The sequence below is a fragment of the Sandarakinorhabdus limnophila DSM 17366 genome, assembly GCF_000420765.1.
Classification (GTDB): domain Bacteria; phylum Pseudomonadota; class Alphaproteobacteria; order Sphingomonadales; family Sphingomonadaceae; genus Sandarakinorhabdus; species Sandarakinorhabdus limnophila.
On sequence record NZ_ATVO01000003.1, the window covers coordinates 109,614 to 125,439 of the forward strand.

Genomic DNA, 15,826 nt, shown 5'->3' on the forward strand with positions numbered 1-15,826 from the left:
AGAGCGCCGCTTTAGCCGCTCGCGGCCTCTGCTGCAACCGCGAAGGCAGGGCTGATCCTGACCGGCGTGCCCACCAGCGCCGCCGTTCCCGACAGCACGTCCAACCGCGAGCGCAGAGTCAGATCATTGTGGCTCACCCCCGGCCGCAGCGCTGCTACCGACTGGCGCACACCGGGCCTGGCATGGCCGAAACCATGGGGCAGGGAGACGACGCCCACCATGATCTCGTCCGTCACCCTGGCCGGTGCTTCCACCGTGCCGGCGGCGCTGCTGATCTGCACCAGCGCGCCATCGCCGATGCCGTGTTCAGCGGCATCCTGGGGGTTGATCAGCACGATGCACTTGTCCGGCCCCTTGGCCAGGCGCGGGGCGTTACCAAGCCAGCTGTTGTTGCTGCGGATATGGCGGCGGCCGATCAATACCAGGCCGGGCTCGGGTTGCGCCTTCAGCCACGCGGCAAAGCGTCCGGTGAAATCGTCGATTACCGGTTCGGGTGCGCAGCGGATGGTCTTGCCAGGCGTGAACAGCCGCTCTGGCAAGCGCGGCACATGCGGGCCCAGATCAAGCCCGTGCGGATGCGCCATGACGTCCGCCAGGCTCCGCCCGCCCTTTTGCAACATGCGATCGAGCTGTTCGCGCGGCTGCACCGGTGGCGGCAAGTTGATGCCTTGCGCAGCGGCCAGCGCCTGCGCCAGTTCGGCCACCACTTCCCAATCGCGCTTCTGGCCTTCCAGTGGTTCCCACAGGCCGGGCGAGAACTTGGCGAAGTTGCGGAAGGCAATGGGGGCCAGCAACAGCGGATAATGATCCTTGGCCAGCGGCGGGCAGGGCGGCAGAATGTAATGCGCCTTGCGTGATGTTGCTGTGATCATCGGATCGATCGAGACCATCAGTTCCAGCCCGTCGAGCGCCGCATCCAGCGCGCCGCCATCCGGCACTGAGAGCACCGGGTTGCCGGCAATCACCACCAGCGCCTTGATCTGGCCCTCTCCGGGCGTCGATATCTCTTCGGCCAGACTCACCGCCGGGAATTCGCCCATCACTTCCGGATGGCCGCTTACTCGGCTGAAGAAGCGCCCGCGGCTGCCGGGGCCGGAACTGCCGGCGACATCCACCGCCGGGCGGGAGAACATCACCCCGCCCTCGCGGTCGAGATTGCCCGTCGCAATGTTGAGCAGGTTGATCAACCAGTGCGCCAGCGTGCCGAACGGCGCCGTGCTCACCCCGATGCGGCCGTAGAAGGCGGTTGGCAGGCCATTGCCGAGCTCGGCGGCAAGCGTGTGGATGGCAGCAACCTCCCAGCCGCAGGCGTGGGCGAGATCGGTGATCGTGAAGTGCCGCAGCGCCGCCCACGCCTCGTCCCAGCCTTCCAGCATCGGCGCCAGCCGGCCGGGGTTCACGAGTCCGGCGTCGTCCAGCGCCAACAGCAACGCCGCCAGCAGGGCCGGATCACTGCCGGGGCGGATGAAATGATGGGCGTCCGCAATGCCCGCCGTTTCGCTGCGGCGCGGATCGATCACGGTCAGGCGGCCGCCGCCCGCCTGCATTTCGGCGATGCGGCGCTTCACGTCGGGCACGGTCCACACGCTGCCATTCGATGCCAGCGGATTGCCGCCGAGGATCACCAGATGCTGCGTGCGCTCGATATCGGGAATCGGGAATAACGCATTGTGGCCATAGAGAAAATATTGCGCCAACTGGTGAGGCATCTGATCGACGGTGGACGCCGAATAGACTCCCCGAACCCCCAGCGCCTTCTTCAACGCGCCGGTCTGCATGCCCAGCGCGAAATCATGTGCGGTGGGGTTGCCAACATAGAGCGCTGCCGCGCCGCCCGCAGCCTTGATGGCAGCGAATTTCGTACCGATTTCCGCAAGCGCCGTTTCCCACTCCAGCGCCACCCAGTCTTCACCCACCCGCTTCATTGGACTGGTCAGCCGGTCGGGATCTGCTTCCAGATCGGCAATGGCATTGCCCTTGGGGCAGATATGGCCGCGCGAGATCGGATCGTCGGAGTCGCCGCGTATGCTGACGACGCGGCGGCCTTCGGTTTCGATCAGCAGTCCGCAATTGGCTTCGCAGATGTGGCACGTGCGTGTGTGGACCGGCATGGCGGCAATCTCCCGCTGACGAGCCTATCAGCGCCACCCCCCAATGGCGACAGGCTTTGCGCTGGCCGCTGCGTGCGCTAGCTATTGCGGTAATGAAGGAAGAATGGCTGACAGGCAGATCACGCGCCGCTGCGGTAGCCGTTGCGGTGCTGTGCGGCACGGCGCTTTTTACCCAATTCGCGCTGAACGTGGTGGAACGCGGCCGCGATCCGTTTGACGAGGTGCAGCGGCTTTATGGCTGGTTCACCATCTGGTCGAACACGGCGGTGGCGCTGATTGCCGGCCATGTCGCCCTTGTCGGCCGGGCGCGCGGTCCGGCGCATCCGGCGCTGCTGGCCGCCAGTGTGGCGTGGATCGCGGTGGTGGGCATCGTCTATAACACGCTGCTCGCAGGCCTGAACCACCCGCCAACCTTGTTGCGCCAGGCCATTGATTTCATCTTCCATGTCTTTGCGCCCGTTGCCTGGTCGTTGTGGTGGCTGCTGCTGCGGCCGGCTGCCCGGCTTGGCTGGCAGCATGTGTGGGCGGTGCTGCCGCTGCCGCTGGCCTATTGCCTGTTTGCATTGCTGGTGGGCGCACAGACCGGCCGCTACCCCTATTATTTCATCGATGCCGGCAAGCTGGGCTGGGCGCAGCTGGGCATCAACATCACCGGCCTCGCCAGCCTGTTTGCTGCTGCAATGGCCATTGCCATCTGGTGGGATCGCCGCCCTTCGCCAAAAGGATAAAACATGCATCCGTTCCACCACGCCGCGAACCAGCCCGATACGCCTGCCATCATCATGGCCGGCAGCGGTGAAACGCTGACCTATGTCCAGATGGAGGCGCAATCGAACCGCATTGCCCATCTCCTGCGCGGCCTTGGCCTGGTGCGCGGCGACACCATCGCCATCCTGATGCACAACGAGATTGATTTCCTGCCCATCTGCTGGGCGGCGCAGCGGGCGGGCCTCGTTTATGTCGCCATGTCCACCAAGCTGACCGCCGATGAAGCCGGCTATATCGCGCAGGATTCGAGCGCGAAGGCGATCTTCTGTTCGCCGGCACTGGCCGAAGTGACCGTGGCCGCCACGCCTACCTTGTCCCCGGCGGCACGATTCTGCACGGGTGCCGGCGCCCCCGGTTGCACGCGCCTGCACGATGCGATTCACAACATGCCCACCACCCGCATCGCCGATGAAAGCACCGGGCGCGACATGCTCTATTCCAGCGGCACCACTGGCCGGCCCAAGGGCGTGCGCGGGCCCTTGCCAGAAGGGCCGATCGATCAGGTCGATGCGCTCTCCGGCATGGTGGCAGCCCTTTATCAGTTCGCACCGGGCATGAAATATTTGTCGCCGGCGCCGCTCTATCACGCCGCACCGCTGCGTTATTGCATGAGCGTGCACAAGTTTGGCGGTACCGTGGTGGTGATGGAGAAGTTCGATCCGGAAGCCTATCTGGCGCTGGTCGAAAAGCACCACATCACCCACAGCCAGTTGGTGCCCACGATGTTCGTGCGCATGCTGAAACTGCCCGATGATGTGCGCGCCCGCTATGACCTTTCCAGCCTGAAGGTTGCCATCCACGCCGCCGCGCCGTGCCCGGTGGACGTGAAGCACGCCATGATCAGCTGGTGGGGCCCGGTGATCTTCGAATATTACAGCGCCACCGAAGGCGCCGGCTTCACCGCCATTTCCCCGCAGGAATGGCTGGCGCGGCCGGGCAGTGTCGGCAAATCCATCCTGGGCGAAATCCGTGTGCTCGATGATGATGGCAACCGGCTCGGCCCGAACGAGGTGGGCCGCATCTTCTTCCACGGCGGCGGCAGTTTCAGTTACCACAATGATCCCGAGAAGACTGCCAGCGTGATGAGCGAGCATGGCGCCACCTTCGGCGACATCGGCCGGGTGGACGAGGAAGGCTATCTGTTCCTCACTGATCGCGCGGCCTTCATGATCATTTCCGGCGGCGTGAACGTCTATCCGCAGGAAGCCGAAAACACGCTGATCTCGCATCCCGAGGTGGCCGATGTCGCGGTGTTCGGCATCCCGGACGAAGTGATGGGCGAAGCCGTCCACGCCGTCGTGCAGCCGCGTGACATGGGACGCGCCGGACCTGATCTGGAAGCTGAACTGATCGCTTATGTGCGCGAGCGCCTCTCCCACGTGAAGTGCCCCAAGCGCATCGATTTCCGCGCCGAACTGCCGCGCCACGACACCGGCAAGCTCTACAAGCGGTTGTTGAAGGACGAATATTGGGCCAAGGCGGGGTGATGCTTCGCCGCCTGTTTCTGACGTTCCTGTTGCTGCTGGCGGCGCCCGCATGGGCAGTGCCGGCGATGTGGCAGGTGGGGCAGGGCAAGCGCCAGATCACGCTTTATGGCACCATCCACGCCCTGCCGAAGGGCACGGATTGGCTCACCCCTCAGGCGGCGCGCGCCTTCAATCGCGCCGGCACATTGGTGGTGGAAATCGCCGGGCCGCCCGATCCGGCCGCGATGCGCGCCGTGGTGATGGAATTGGGCCGCCTGCCGACGCCGGTGCCATTGGCCAGTCGGCTGCCTGATGATCTCAAACCCAAGGCCGATGCGCTGTTGAAGGCGACGGGCCTGCCGCCAGGTGCGCTGGATGGTATGGAAAGCTGGCTGGCAGCGCTCACCCTGGTGCAGATCGAGGTGGCGCGCGCTGGGCTCGATCCGGCGGCCGGCGTTGATGTGGCGCTGATCGCTCGCGCCCGGGCGGCCGGCAAGCCGCTGGTGGGCCTGGAAACCCCGCGCGGGCAGCTTGCCCTGTTCGACGGGCTGCCGGAAGCCGATCAGCGGCTGCTGCTGGCGTCGTCCATCGCCGATGCCGGCAAGACCGGCGAGCAGATGCAGGGCTTGGTCGCGGCTTGGGCTGCCGGCGACGTGGAGCGCATTCTCACCGATTTCGACGATGCCAGCCTGTCGCCGGAGCTGGAAAAGCGCCTGTTCCGGGATCGCAATGCTGCCTGGGCCGATTGGGTGCAGGCAGCGCTGAAAAAGCCGGGCCGGCATTTCATGGCCGTGGGCGCTGCCCACATGGCCGGGCCGCACAGCCTGATCGCCCTGCTGAAGGCGCGCGGTTTCAAGATCAAGAGAGTGCAATGACGCGCTGGATCGCCCCTGTCGCCGTATCTGTGCTGCTGGCGGCCTGTTCCGGCCCAGACGCAGCGGCCAGTCGGGCGGTGACCGATCGTTTCCATGGGGCGCTCAATGCTGGCGATTGGGCTGCAATCGATGGCCTGCTCAGCCAGTCCACCCGCAACCTTCGCCCCGGCGGCGGCACCGCGCGGGCCTTTCGCGCCATCATCGAACGCCATGGCCGCTATATTGGCGGCGAACTGGCAGGCATCACCCGTGAGGATGGCCGCACAACGGTCGCCTGGTCCGCCCGCTATGAGCGTGGCCCGGTTTCGGAATTGTTCGTGCTGGTGGAAGAAAATGGGCAGCTGAAGATCGACAGCTACACCGATCAACCCGCACCCTGAGAGGGGCGCCGCTGCCGTAATCCGGCCATCGCGGAGCGGGCGCTTGCTTTTTCCGGTGGCTTCCCCTATCCGCGCCGCTTCGTTGGTGATCTGCCATTTTCGCATCCCTGGAGGCGGCGGGCACAAACGAAATTATATCCATCAGGAGCCAATCATGAGCGAAACCTTCAAGCTCGTGGCTGAACTTCGCGCCAAGGCAGGCAAGGGAGCCTCCCGCGCGATCCGCCGCGAAGGCCGTGTCCCGGCCGTGATCTATGGTGCGGGCGAAGCCGCAACGACCATCCACATTGAGGAAAAGATCCTCATGCGCCAGTTGCACACTGGCCATTTCATGAACGCCATCGTCGAGCTGGAACTGGATGGCGCCATCATCCGCACCCTGCCGCGCGACGTGGCTTTCCATGTGGTTTCGGATCGCCCGATCCACGTCGATTTCCTGCGCCTCACCGGCAATGAAGTCGTCACCGTCACGGTGCCGGTGCACTTCGTTGATCAGGAGCTTTCGGCCATCAAGACCGGCGCGATGCTCAACATCGTCGCGCACGAACTGAAGCTGGATTGCGCCCCAGATTCCATCCCGGATGATGTGACCATCAGCCTGGCCGGCCTGCAGGTTGGCGCCGCCATCCACATCGCCGATGTGAAGCTGCCCGCCGGTGTGAGGCCGCATGGCCGCGAAACTGGCCTGACCATCGCCACCATCGTTGCCCCCAAGGCAATGAAGAGCGAAGAAGGCGAAGCAACCGCCGCTGCATAAGCGTTCGGTTTGTGTGCCAACAAACGGGGTGGGGGAGCGATCCTCCGCCCCGTTTTTCATTGCCCCTTTGGCCCGTTCAAGGTTAGCAGCCGCGCATGCAGATACTGGCTGGCCTCGGCAATCCCGGCGCGCAATATGCGCTGCACCGGCACAATGTCGGTTTCATGGCCATCGATGCCATCGCTGAATGCTGGAACATCGGGCCATTCAAACCGCGTTTTCAGGGCATGGCCGCCGAAGGCCGCATCGGCCCGGCCAAGGTTCTGCTGCTGAAACCTGCGACCTTCATGAATGAAAGCGGCCGCAGCGTTGCCGAAGCCGTGCGTTTCTACAAACGCGATCCCGCAGAGGCGCTCACCGTCTTTTACGATGAGCTCGACCTTGCCCCGTTCAAGCTGAAGATCAAGCATGGCGGCGGTGCAGCCGGCCACAACGGCATCCGCTCCATCGACGCCCATCTTGGCCCCGATTGGCGCCGCGTGCGCATCGGCATCGGCCACCCCGGTCACAAGGATCGGGTGACGGGGCGTGTGCTGGGCAATTTCGCCAAGGTGGAAATGGATCCGCTGGCTGATCTGCTCGGTGTGCTCGCTGCCGAATTGCCCACGCTGCTGGCCGGTGATGAGCCCCGCTACTTGTCGGACATCGCACTGCGGTTGCAGCCCTGACGTTCCCGCCCTAGAGAGCGCCCACCCATTTTCCAATCTGGAATCACGTCATGCCCATCCGCGTCGGTATCGTCGGCCTGCCCAATGTCGGCAAATCCACCCTGTTCAATGCGCTCACGCAAACGGCGGCGGCACAGGCGGCCAATTATCCATTTTGCACGATCGAACCGAACGTGGGCAACGTGGCCGTGCCGGACCCGCGCATCGACAAGCTGGCCGCCATCGCCAAGAGCCAGAAGATCATCGAGACGCAACTGGGCTTCACCGATATCGCCGGCCTGGTGAAGGGCGCCTCCAAGGGGGAAGGCCTGGGCAACCAGTTCCTCGCCAACATCCGCGAAACCGACGCTATCGCCCACGTGCTGCGCTGCTTCATTGATGATGATGTCACCCACGTTGCCGGCAAGGTGGACCCGGTGGAAGACGCCGAAACGGTCGAGACCGAGCTGATGCTCGCCGACCTCGAAAGCCTCGAAAAGCGCGTGCCGCAGCTGCTGAAAAAGGCGCAGCAGGGCGACAAGGAAGCCAAGGTGCAAGCGGCGGTGCTGGGCCAGGCGCTGGCGCTGCTGCAAGCCGGCAAGCCCGCCCGCCTGACCGAGCCGAAGGATGAGGACGAAGCCCGCGCGCTGAAGAACGCCCAGCTGCTCACCACCAAGCCGGTGCTCTATGTGTGCAATGTCGAAGAAGCCAGCGCCGCCACCGGCAACGCGTTGAGCGAAGCCGTCGCCAAGATGGCTGCCAGCATCGGCGCCAGCGCCGTTGTGGTGAGTGCCGCCATTGAAGCCGAAATCGCCACGATGGAGCCCACGGATCGCCAGGAATATTTGGAGAGCCTCGGCCTCCACGAAACCGGGTTGGCCCGGGTCGTGCGCGCCGCCTATGAACTGCTTGGCCTTATCACCTTCTTCACCATCGGCCCCAAGGAAGCCCGCGCCTGGACGGTGAAGCGCGGTTCCAAGGCTCCGCAAGCCGCCGGTGAAATCCACGGCGATTTCGAAAAGAAGTTCATCCGCGCCGAAACCATTTCCTACGATGATTTTGTCACGTTGGGCGGTGAAAACGCTGCCAAGGACGCCGGCCGCCTGCGGGCGGAAGGCAAGGAATATGTGGTCGCCGATGGTGACGTGATGCACATCCTGCATGGCGCCTGATGGCGGCGGGCGCTACACCTTCCCCATGCTGACCCGTCGCGCCCTCATCGCCTCTGCCCTTGCGGCGCCTGCCGCGGCGCAGGTCGATCTGGGCTTTGCGGACAATGGCCTGCGCCCGATCACGCGCGCCTTCCCGCAGAAGGGCGAGATGATCCTGCAGCGCTCCACGCCGCCGCTGCTGGAAACGCCGCTTTCCGTGTTCGATACGCACGATTTCACCCCCAATGATCGCTTCTTCGTGCGCTGGCATTATCCGTTTCCGACCAGCGTCGATCCGGCGAAGCACCGGCTGCGCATCGGCGGCCATGTCGGCAAGCCGCTCAATCTGTCTTTGACTGATCTCGCCAAGCTGCCGCGCATGGCCATCGCCGCCGTAAACCAGTGCGCCGGCAACGGCCGCGGTCTGTTCATCCCGCGTATCCCCGGCGCGCAATGGGGAAATGGCGCCATGGGCAATGCGCTGTGGGAAGGGGTGCGGCTGAAGGACGTGCTGACGCTTGCCGGCGTCAAGCCTGGCGCGGTGGCCGTGCGTTTTGGCGGGCTCGATACGCCACTGGTGGAGGCCGCCCCCGATTTCGAGAAGAGCCTGCCCATCGATCACGCGCTCACCGATGATGTGCTGATCGCCTGGGGCATGAACGGGCAGGCCTTGCCGCTGCTCAATGGCTTCCCGCTGCGTCTGGTCGTGCCCGGTTGGTATTCCACCTATTGGGTGAAGATGCTGGACAGCATCACCGTGCTCGACAAGGCGGATGAAGGTTTTTGGATGGCCAAGGCCTATCTCCAGCCAGCCAATCCGCTCGCAGATGCCGTGCCGGGTGCGCCCGCCGGCCCGCGTGTGCCGGTCACCAATATGCGGCCGCGCGCCGTCATCACCAACATCGCCGATAACGCCAAGCTGCCGCAGCGCGGGTTCACCCCGGTGCGGGGCGTGGCCTTTGGCGGCGATTACGGCGTGGCAACGGTTGAGCTTTCTGCCGACGGTGGCGCCAACTGGGTGCCGGCCCAGCTTGGCCGTGATCTTGGCCGCTACAGCTTCCGACGCTTTCTGGGTGCGCTGATGCTGCCGCCGGGCCGCCATGTCATCATGGCCCGCGCCACCAGCGCCGCCGGGGTGATGCAACCGCTCAATCAGAACTGGAACCCGTCCGGCTACAACCGGGCTGGCGTCGATCCGGTCCGCGTGGAGATCGCCTGATGCGTGTGTTGCTTGCTCTTGCCGCCCTGGCTCTCGTCGCCGCCGCGCCGCCGACGAAACGCCTGTCTGTGGAGTTGCCGGATGCGGAGGGCCTCTTGCCTGAGCGTTATGGCGTCTCTTCCGAAGCGGTGAACAATAACTGCCTGGCCTGTCACAGCGCCACGATGATCACCGCCCAGCCGCGCCTGTCCCGCGTGCAGTGGGGCGAAACCATCGCCAAGATGCGCACCGTCTATGCCGCGCCGATCGATCCGGCGGACGACAAGGCGATCCTCGATTGGCTCGTCGCTGATTGACCGCGCAACCTCCCGCCCGCTAAGGGCCAAGCCGTGAGCAAGCCCCTATCCTTCCAGTCGATGATCCTCGCGCTCCAGCAATATTGGGGCGATAAGGGGTGTGTAATCCTGCAACCGCTCGATCTCGAAGTGGGCGCGGGCACCTTCCACCCGGCCACCACGTTGCGCAGCCTGGGCCCGGATCACTGGAACGCCTGTTATGTGCAGCCGAGCCGGCGGCCGTCCGATGGCCGTTACGGCGAAAACCCGAACCGCCTGCAGCATTATTACCAGTTCCAGGTGATCCTGAAGCCCAGCCCCGCTGACCTCATTGGCCTCTATCTCGGCAGTCTGGACGCCATCGGCATCGACCGCGCCAAGCATGATGTGCGCTTTGTGGAGGATGACTGGGAAAGCCCCACGCTGGGCGCCTGGGGTCTGGGCTGGGAAGTGTGGTGCGACGGCATGGAAGTGAGCCAGTTCACCTATTTCCAGCAGGTTGCCGGCCATGATTGCGCGCCCGTTGCAGGCGAACTCACCTACGGGCTTGAACGGCTCGCCATGTATATCCAGGGCGTCGAGAGCATTTACGATCTGGCCTACAACGATGCCGGCGTGACCTATGGCGACGTGTTTCTGAAGAACGAGCAGCAGTTCAGCGCCTATAATTTCGAAGCTGCCAACACCGAAAAGCTGTTCCAGCATTTCAAGGACGTGTCCGACGAGTGCCGGGCGCTGGTGGCGCGTGGCCTGCCGCTGCCGGCCTATGACCAGGCGATCAAGGCCAGCCATTTGTTCAACCTGTTGAACGCGCGCGGCGTGATTTCGGTGGCGGAGCGGCAAGCCTACATTGGCCGCGTGCGCGATCTGGTGAAGGCCGTGGCGGATTGCTGGGTGGAGCAAGGCAAGTGAAGTTCCTCCTTGAGCTCCAATCCGAAGAAATCCCGGCGCGCATGCAGGCGGCTGCCGCGGAGCAACTGCGCACGCGGTTCGTTGATGCCTTGAAGGCTGCTGGCCTCGCGCACGGCGCCGTTACGGCAGACGCCACGCCGCGCCGGCTGTGGCTGATTGCGGACGGTGTTGCCGCTGCCAGCGAAGGCAGTGCGGAGGAAGTCAAAGGCCCCGCCGCCTCGGCCCCCGCGCAGGCGATCGACGGCTTCCTGAAAAAGACCGGTCTGACCCGCGACCAGCTGGAAGAGCGTGAGACGCCCAAGGGCATCGTGCTGTTCGCCATGCTGCGCCGCGAAGGCCGCACCGCGTCCGAAATCCTTGCCGACGTGATCCCGCAGATCATCCGCGATTTCGCCTGGCCCAAATCGATGCGCTGGGGTGCCGCCAGCCATTCCACCGCCGCGCCGCGCTGGGTGCGTCCGCTCACCGGCATCGTCGCGCTGCTCGATGGCGATTTGGTGGCCTGTGAAGCCCATGGCATTACTTCCGGCCGGGAAACGCGCGGCCACCGCGTCCACGCGCCGGGCGTGCTGAGCATTACCAGCGCCGCCACCTATCTCGAACAGCTCCGCGCCGCGCATGTGCTGGCCTCCAGCGCGGAACGCCGCCGGATCATCGCCACCCGCGCTGCCGAACTGGCCGCCGGGGCGGGCCTGTCGCTGATTCCGGATGATGGCCTGGTCGCCGAAAACGCCGGCCTCACCGAATGGCCGGTGCCGCTGCTCGGCCGTTTCGATCCCGATTTCCTGTCGGTGCCGTGCGAGGTGATCGTGCTCACCATGCGCACCAACCAGAAATATTTCGCGCTTGCGGATGCCAGCGGCGCGCTGGTTCCGGCCTTCATCTGCGTTGCCAACCTCGACGCCACCGATGGCGGCGCCGCCATCACCCACGGCAACCAGCGCGTGCTCTCCGCCCGTCTGTCCGACGCGCGCTTCTTCTGGGAACAGGATCTGGCGACCGTCCGCGCCGGCGGGCTGGAAGCGTTCCTGCCCAAAGTGAACGACATCGTGTTCCACGAGAAGTTGGGCTCGCTGGCCGACAAGGTGGATCGCGTCGCGGCGCTGGCCAAGTGGCTTTGCGAAAACGACGTAGTGCCGGCCGATCCGGCGCAAGCCGAACGGGCCGCGCGCCTCGCCAAGGCCGATCTCGTCTCCGCCACGGTTGGCGAGTTCCCCGAAGTGCAGGGCCAGATCGGCCGTTATCTGGCGCTCGGCATCGGCGTGGAGCCAGCCATCGCCGACGCCATCCGCGACCACTACAAGCCCGCAGGGCAGGGCGACGACGTGCCCACTGCGCCGGTGAGTGTGGCAGTGGCACTTGCCGACAAGCTTGATACATTGATTTGCTTCTTCCAAGCTGACATGCCGCCAACCGGTTCGAAGGACCCGTTTGCGCTTCGCCGGCAAGCCTTGGGCTGTATCTCTGTCGTGCAATCTACCGGCACGAGGTTGAGCCTCCGCAAGCTGATGCAGTATTTCACCGATATCTGCCGACTGTCGATTTCCGATGCTGGTTGGCAACCCAAGCTGCTGGACTTCTTCGCCGACCGCCTGAAAGTCCAGCAACGCGAAGCCGGCGTTCGCCACGATCTGATCGACGCCGTGTTCGCCCTCGGCAGCGAGGATGATCTTGTCCGTCTGCTCGCCCGCGTGAAGGCGCTGCAGGCGTTCGTGGAAACCGAGGACGGCACCAACCTGCTCGCCGGTTACAAGCGCGCGGCCAATATCCTGAAGGCGGCGGAGAAGGACGGCATCGGCGAACCGGCCAGCGGCGAAGGCGATGGGGCGGAAGCGCTGCTCGCCGCCGCACTGGCGACCGCGCTGCCCACCGCCAAGCAGGCCGTGGCCGAGGAGCGCTTCACCGATGCGATGGCGGCGCTGGCCAGTTTGCGCGGGCCGGTCGATGCGTTCTTCACCGATGTGATGGTCAATGATCCCGATCCCGGCATCCGGGCGCGGCGATTGGCCCTGTTGGCGCGGTTCCGCGATGCGGTGCATGGCGTCGCGGATTTTTCGAAGATCGAGGGTTAGGTATTCCCACCCCCTTGCGGGGAGCGGGCGGGTCGCCGATGGCGGATCAGGGTCGCGCTGGGGAATGGGGATTTTGGAGTGTGGGCGCAATGAAATCAGTTTTCCGGTTCGGTGGCGGCACGGCTGAGGGCGATGCCACGCAGAAGGAATTGCTGGGCGGCAAGGGCGCCAACCTCGCGGAAATGGCCGGCATCGGCCTCGCCGTGCCCCCGGGCCTGACCATCGCCACCTCCGTGTGCGCCGCCTATTATGATGCCGGCGGCCGCCTGCCGGATGATGTGCAGGCGCAGGTGCTGGACAGCCTCGCCTTCATTGAAGGCGTGACGGCCAAGAAATTCGGCGACGCCACCAACCCGCTGCTCGTCTCCGTTCGCTCCGGCGCGCGCGTGTCGATGCCGGGCATGATGGATACGGTGCTCAACCTCGGCCTGAACGATCAGACCGTGGAAGGCCTCGCCGCCGCTAGTGGCAACGCGCGGTTTGCGTGGGACAGCTATCGCCGTTTCATCCAGATGTATGGCGATGTGGTGCTGGAACTCGATCACTATGCCTTTGAAGACGCGCTGGAAATCGCCAAGGAAGACAAGGGCGTCACCCAGGATACCGGGCTTGATGCGGATGATCTGAGGAAACTGGTTGCTCGCTACATGGCCATTGTGGAGCAGGCATTGGGCCGTCCGTTCCCGCAGGACCCGCACGAACAATTGTGGGGCGCGATCGGCGCGGTGTTCGGTTCGTGGCGCAGCGATCGGGCGCGCACCTATCGCCGGCTCAACGATATTCCCGAAAACTGGGGCACCGCTGTCAACGTGCAGGCCATGGTGTTCGGCAATCTGGGCGATACCTCGGCCACCGGCGTGGCCTTCACCCGCGATCCCAGCACCGGCGAACATGCCTGGTATGGCGAATATCTGATCAACGCCCAAGGCGAAGACGTGGTGGCCGGCATCCGCACGCCGCAGTATCTGACCAAGGCCGCGCGCGAAAAGGCCGGCGCCAAGGCGGCTTCGATGGAAGAGGCGATGCCGGTGGTGTTCGCCGAACTGGGCCGCACGTTCGATCTGCTGGAGCGGCACTACCGCGACATGCAGGACATTGAATTCACGGTGGAAGACAACCGCCTCTATATCCTGCAAACCCGCAGCGGCAAGCGCACCGCAAAGGCCGCGCTGCGCATCGCGGTGGACATGGTAGGCGAAGGCCTGATCACCGAAGCCGAAGCTGTGAAGCGCGTTGATGCCAGCGCCATGGACCAGTTGCTGCACCCGACGCTCGATCCCAAGGCCGTGCGTGACATCATCGCCCGCGGCCTGCCGGCCAGCCCCGGCGCGGCCAGCGGCATCGTCGTGCTGGACAGCGACAGCGCCGAAATCCGCGCTCTTGCCGGTGACTCGGTGATCCTGGTGCGCACCGAAACCAGCCCGGAAGACATACACGGCATGCACGCCGCCCGCGGCATCCTCACGGCGCGTGGCGGCATGACCAGCCACGCCGCCGTGGTGGCGCGCGGCATGGGCCGGCCCTGCGTTTCGGGCGCTGGCGGCATCAGCATCGATCTGGTCGGCCGCACGGTCAGCACCGGCGGCCGCATCGTGAAGGAAGGCGATCGCATCACCATTGATGGCGCCACCGGCGACGTGATGCTGGGCGACGTGCCCACGGTGGAGCCCGATCTGTCTGGCGATTTCGGCATATTGATGGAATGGGCGGACAAGCATCGCCGGCTGAAGGTGCGGACCAACGCCGAAACGCCGGAAGATTGCCGCGTTGCCCGCCAGTTCGGCGCCGAAGGCATCGGCCTGTGCCGCACCGAGCACATGTTCTTTGAACCCAGCCGCATCACCGCCGTGCGCCGCATGATCCTGGCCGAAGACACCGCCGGGCGTGAAGCCGCACTGGCCGAGCTGCTGCCCGAACAGCGAGCCGATTTCGCCGAGATCTTCCGCGTCATGGCCGGCCTGCCGGTGACCATCCGCCTGCTCGATCCGCCGCTGCACGAATTCCTGCCGCACGATGATGAAGGTCTTGCCGACGTCGCTGCCGCCACTGGCCTGCCGGAAACGCTGGTGCGCCGCCGGATCAACGAACTGCATGAATTCAACCCGATGCTGGGCCATCGCGGCTGCCGCCTCGGCATCACCTATCCCGAAATCTATGCCATGCAGGCCCGCGCCATTTTCGAAGCCGCCGTGAAGGTGGCCCAGGAAACCGGGGCAGCGGTGGTGCCTGAAGTGATGGTGCCACTGGTGGCGACGGCGAAGGAACTGGAGCTGACCAAGGCCGCCATCGACGCCGAAGCCGCCGCCGTGTTCGCCGCTACCGGCACCACGCTGGATTATCTGGTTGGCACCATGATCGAACTGCCGCGCGCGGCCCTGCGCGCTGGCGATATCGCTGCCCACGCGCAGTTCTTCAGTTTCGGCACCAACGATCTGACGCAAACGACGCTTGGCATCAGCCGCGATGACTCGGCGCGGTTCATGGGGCCGTATGTGGAGAAGGGCATTTACCCGAAGGACCCGTTCGTCTCCATCGATGAAGACGGTGTTGGCGAACTGGTGGCACTGGCCGCCGAACGTGGCCGCAGCGTGAAGCCTGACCTGAAACTCGGCATCTGCGGCGAACATGGCGGCGATCCGGCCTCCATCCTGTTCTGCGAAGGCCTAGGGCTGGATTATGTCAGTTGCTCGCCTTACCGCGTGCCGATCGCACGGTTGGCGGCGGCGCAGGCGGCCCTCAAGAAAGGCTGATCAGCGCTTCCACAGCCACCAGCCGGTGGCCAGCCCGACAGCAAAGCCGGCCAGCACCCACAGCCAAATCTCGCCGAACAGCCAGATCATCGTGGGCTCCAGACGGCGTCGGCAATGCCGGGGTGGCGTTTCAGATCAGCGATGACGGCAGCACGTGTGGCGGGATCGGCGGTGCCTGACAGGCGGGCCACCCGCGCCACAAGCCCCGATGGCTGGCGAAAGCTGATGCTGCCATCCATCACGCCCTGCGCCTGCATGGCTGTGGCCGCAGACAGGCCCAGTTCGGCCATCATCACTTGGCCCTGATGCAGGGAAGCGCCACGCGCCAGCACGACAGTGGCGGCCAGGCCGGTGAGCAGTTTCAGGGCGGGGTGCATTGCCTGCCCAGCTAAGCCGCAACCCAAGGCGCTGGCAAGCGACGCGATTCGGCTTTATCGATGCGT

At 65.1% G+C, this 15,826-nt stretch carries 14 protein-coding genes; 12 read left to right on the forward strand and 2 right to left on the reverse strand.

The features are described 5' to 3' along the window. Positions 1-11: 11 nt before the first annotated feature. Complete coding sequence (locus G566_RS0100620) at positions 12-2,111, reverse strand: molybdopterin dinucleotide binding domain-containing protein (RefSeq protein WP_022678745.1); 2,100 nt, start codon at positions 2,109-2,111, stop codon at positions 12-14. Between the two features lie 92 nt (positions 2,112-2,203). Between G566_RS0100620 and G566_RS13020 the strand changes: the two genes are divergently transcribed. From G566_RS13020 to ppdK, 12 genes are all read left to right on the forward strand, one after another. After that, positions 2,204-2,839 carry a Pr6Pr family membrane protein gene (locus tag G566_RS13020; protein WP_022678746.1) on the forward strand — a complete coding sequence of 212 codons (636 nt, stop codon included), beginning with the start codon at positions 2,204-2,206 and terminating at the stop codon, positions 2,837-2,839. 3 nt (positions 2,840-2,842) lie between these two features. Then, the gene (locus G566_RS0100630) at positions 2,843-4,366 is read left to right on the forward strand and encodes an acyl-CoA synthetase (protein ID WP_022678747.1); all 1,524 of its coding nucleotides are present in this window, start codon (positions 2,843-2,845) and stop codon (positions 4,364-4,366) included. Continuing rightward, positions 4,366-5,220, forward strand: a complete 855-nt coding sequence (locus G566_RS13025; protein ID WP_022678748.1) for a TraB/GumN family protein — start codon at positions 4,366-4,368, stop codon at positions 5,218-5,220. The genes G566_RS0100630 and G566_RS13025 overlap by 1 nt, the downstream gene beginning before the upstream one ends. Further along, positions 5,217-5,600 carry a hypothetical protein gene (locus tag G566_RS0100640; protein ID WP_022678749.1) on the forward strand — a complete coding sequence of 128 codons (384 nt, stop codon included), beginning with the start codon at positions 5,217-5,219 and terminating at the stop codon, positions 5,598-5,600. Before G566_RS13025 ends, G566_RS0100640 begins: the two co-directional genes overlap by 4 nt. Positions 5,601-5,754: 154 nt before the next feature. Beyond that, entirely contained in the window at positions 5,755-6,357 is a 603-nt protein-coding gene (locus G566_RS0100645; RefSeq protein ID WP_022678750.1) for a 50S ribosomal protein L25/general stress protein Ctc, read from the forward strand. Positions 6,358-6,452: 95 nt separating this feature from the next. Continuing rightward, entirely contained in the window at positions 6,453-7,025 is a 573-nt protein-coding gene (gene pth, locus G566_RS0100650; RefSeq protein WP_022678751.1) for an aminoacyl-tRNA hydrolase, read from the forward strand. A 50-nt stretch (positions 7,026-7,075) separates the two neighbouring features. Beyond that, the gene (ychF, locus tag G566_RS0100655) at positions 7,076-8,176 is read left to right on the forward strand and encodes a redox-regulated ATPase YchF (RefSeq protein ID WP_022678752.1); all 1,101 of its coding nucleotides are present in this window, start codon (positions 7,076-7,078) and stop codon (positions 8,174-8,176) included. A 25-nt stretch (positions 8,177-8,201) separates the two neighbouring features. Further along, positions 8,202-9,374 carry a molybdopterin-dependent oxidoreductase gene (locus G566_RS0100660; RefSeq protein ID WP_243442383.1) on the forward strand — a complete coding sequence of 391 codons (1,173 nt, stop codon included), beginning with the start codon at positions 8,202-8,204 and terminating at the stop codon, positions 9,372-9,374. Further along, positions 9,374-9,670 (forward strand): hypothetical protein, encoded by a 297-nt coding sequence (locus G566_RS0100665; protein WP_022678754.1) that lies wholly within the window; start codon positions 9,374-9,376, stop codon positions 9,668-9,670. Before G566_RS0100660 ends, G566_RS0100665 begins: the two co-directional genes overlap by 1 nt. A 33-nt stretch (positions 9,671-9,703) precedes the next feature. Further along, positions 9,704-10,561, forward strand: a complete 858-nt coding sequence (locus G566_RS0100670) for a glycine--tRNA ligase subunit alpha (RefSeq protein WP_022678755.1) — start codon at positions 9,704-9,706, stop codon at positions 10,559-10,561. Continuing rightward, positions 10,558-12,633, forward strand: coding sequence for a glycine--tRNA ligase subunit beta (gene glyS / locus G566_RS0100675; protein WP_022678756.1), 2,076 nt, complete (start codon positions 10,558-10,560; stop codon positions 12,631-12,633). The genes G566_RS0100670 and glyS overlap by 4 nt, the downstream gene beginning before the upstream one ends. An 89-nt stretch (positions 12,634-12,722) precedes the next feature. Further along, on the forward strand, positions 12,723-15,383 hold the full coding sequence (gene ppdK / locus G566_RS0100680) for a pyruvate, phosphate dikinase (RefSeq protein WP_022678757.1): 2,661 nt from the start codon (positions 12,723-12,725) through the stop codon (positions 15,381-15,383). A gap of 86 nt (positions 15,384-15,469) precedes the next feature. Here ppdK and G566_RS0100690 read toward each other — a convergent pair whose 3' ends face one another. Then, positions 15,470-15,760: a hypothetical protein gene (locus G566_RS0100690; protein WP_022678759.1), complete on the reverse strand. Its 291-nt coding sequence runs from the start codon at positions 15,758-15,760 to the stop codon at positions 15,470-15,472. Positions 15,761-15,826: the final 66 nt, after the last annotated feature.

What these genes read in the sequence shown, in the direction of transcription:
- G566_RS0100645 (WP_022678750.1), top strand. Translation starts at nt 5,755, where the DNA reads ATGAGCGAAACCTTCAAGCTCGTGGCTGAACTTCGCGCCAAGGCAGGC.
- G566_RS0100660 (WP_243442383.1), top strand. Translation starts at nt 8,202, where the DNA reads ATGCTGACCCGTCGCGCCCTCATCGCCTCTGCCCTTGCGGCGCCTGCC.
- ppdK (WP_022678757.1), top strand. Translation starts at nt 12,723, where the DNA reads ATGAAATCAGTTTTCCGGTTCGGTGGCGGCACGGCTGAGGGCGATGCC.
- ychF (WP_022678752.1), top strand. Translation starts at nt 7,076, where the DNA reads ATGCCCATCCGCGTCGGTATCGTCGGCCTGCCCAATGTCGGCAAATCC.
- G566_RS13025 (WP_022678748.1), top strand. Translation starts at nt 4,366, where the DNA reads ATGCTTCGCCGCCTGTTTCTGACGTTCCTGTTGCTGCTGGCGGCGCCC.
- G566_RS0100640 (WP_022678749.1), top strand. Translation starts at nt 5,217, where the DNA reads ATGACGCGCTGGATCGCCCCTGTCGCCGTATCTGTGCTGCTGGCGGCC.
- pth (WP_022678751.1), top strand. Translation starts at nt 6,453, where the DNA reads ATGCAGATACTGGCTGGCCTCGGCAATCCCGGCGCGCAATATGCGCTG.
- G566_RS0100630 (WP_022678747.1), top strand. Translation starts at nt 2,843, where the DNA reads ATGCATCCGTTCCACCACGCCGCGAACCAGCCCGATACGCCTGCCATC.
- G566_RS0100690 (WP_022678759.1), bottom strand. Translation starts at nt 15,760, where the DNA reads ATGCACCCCGCCCTGAAACTGCTCACCGGCCTGGCCGCCACTGTCGTG.
- G566_RS0100665 (WP_022678754.1), top strand. Translation starts at nt 9,374, where the DNA reads ATGCGTGTGTTGCTTGCTCTTGCCGCCCTGGCTCTCGTCGCCGCCGCG.
- G566_RS0100620 (WP_022678745.1), bottom strand. Translation starts at nt 2,111, where the DNA reads ATGCCGGTCCACACACGCACGTGCCACATCTGCGAAGCCAATTGCGGA.
- G566_RS13020 (WP_022678746.1), top strand. Translation starts at nt 2,204, where the DNA reads ATGAAGGAAGAATGGCTGACAGGCAGATCACGCGCCGCTGCGGTAGCC.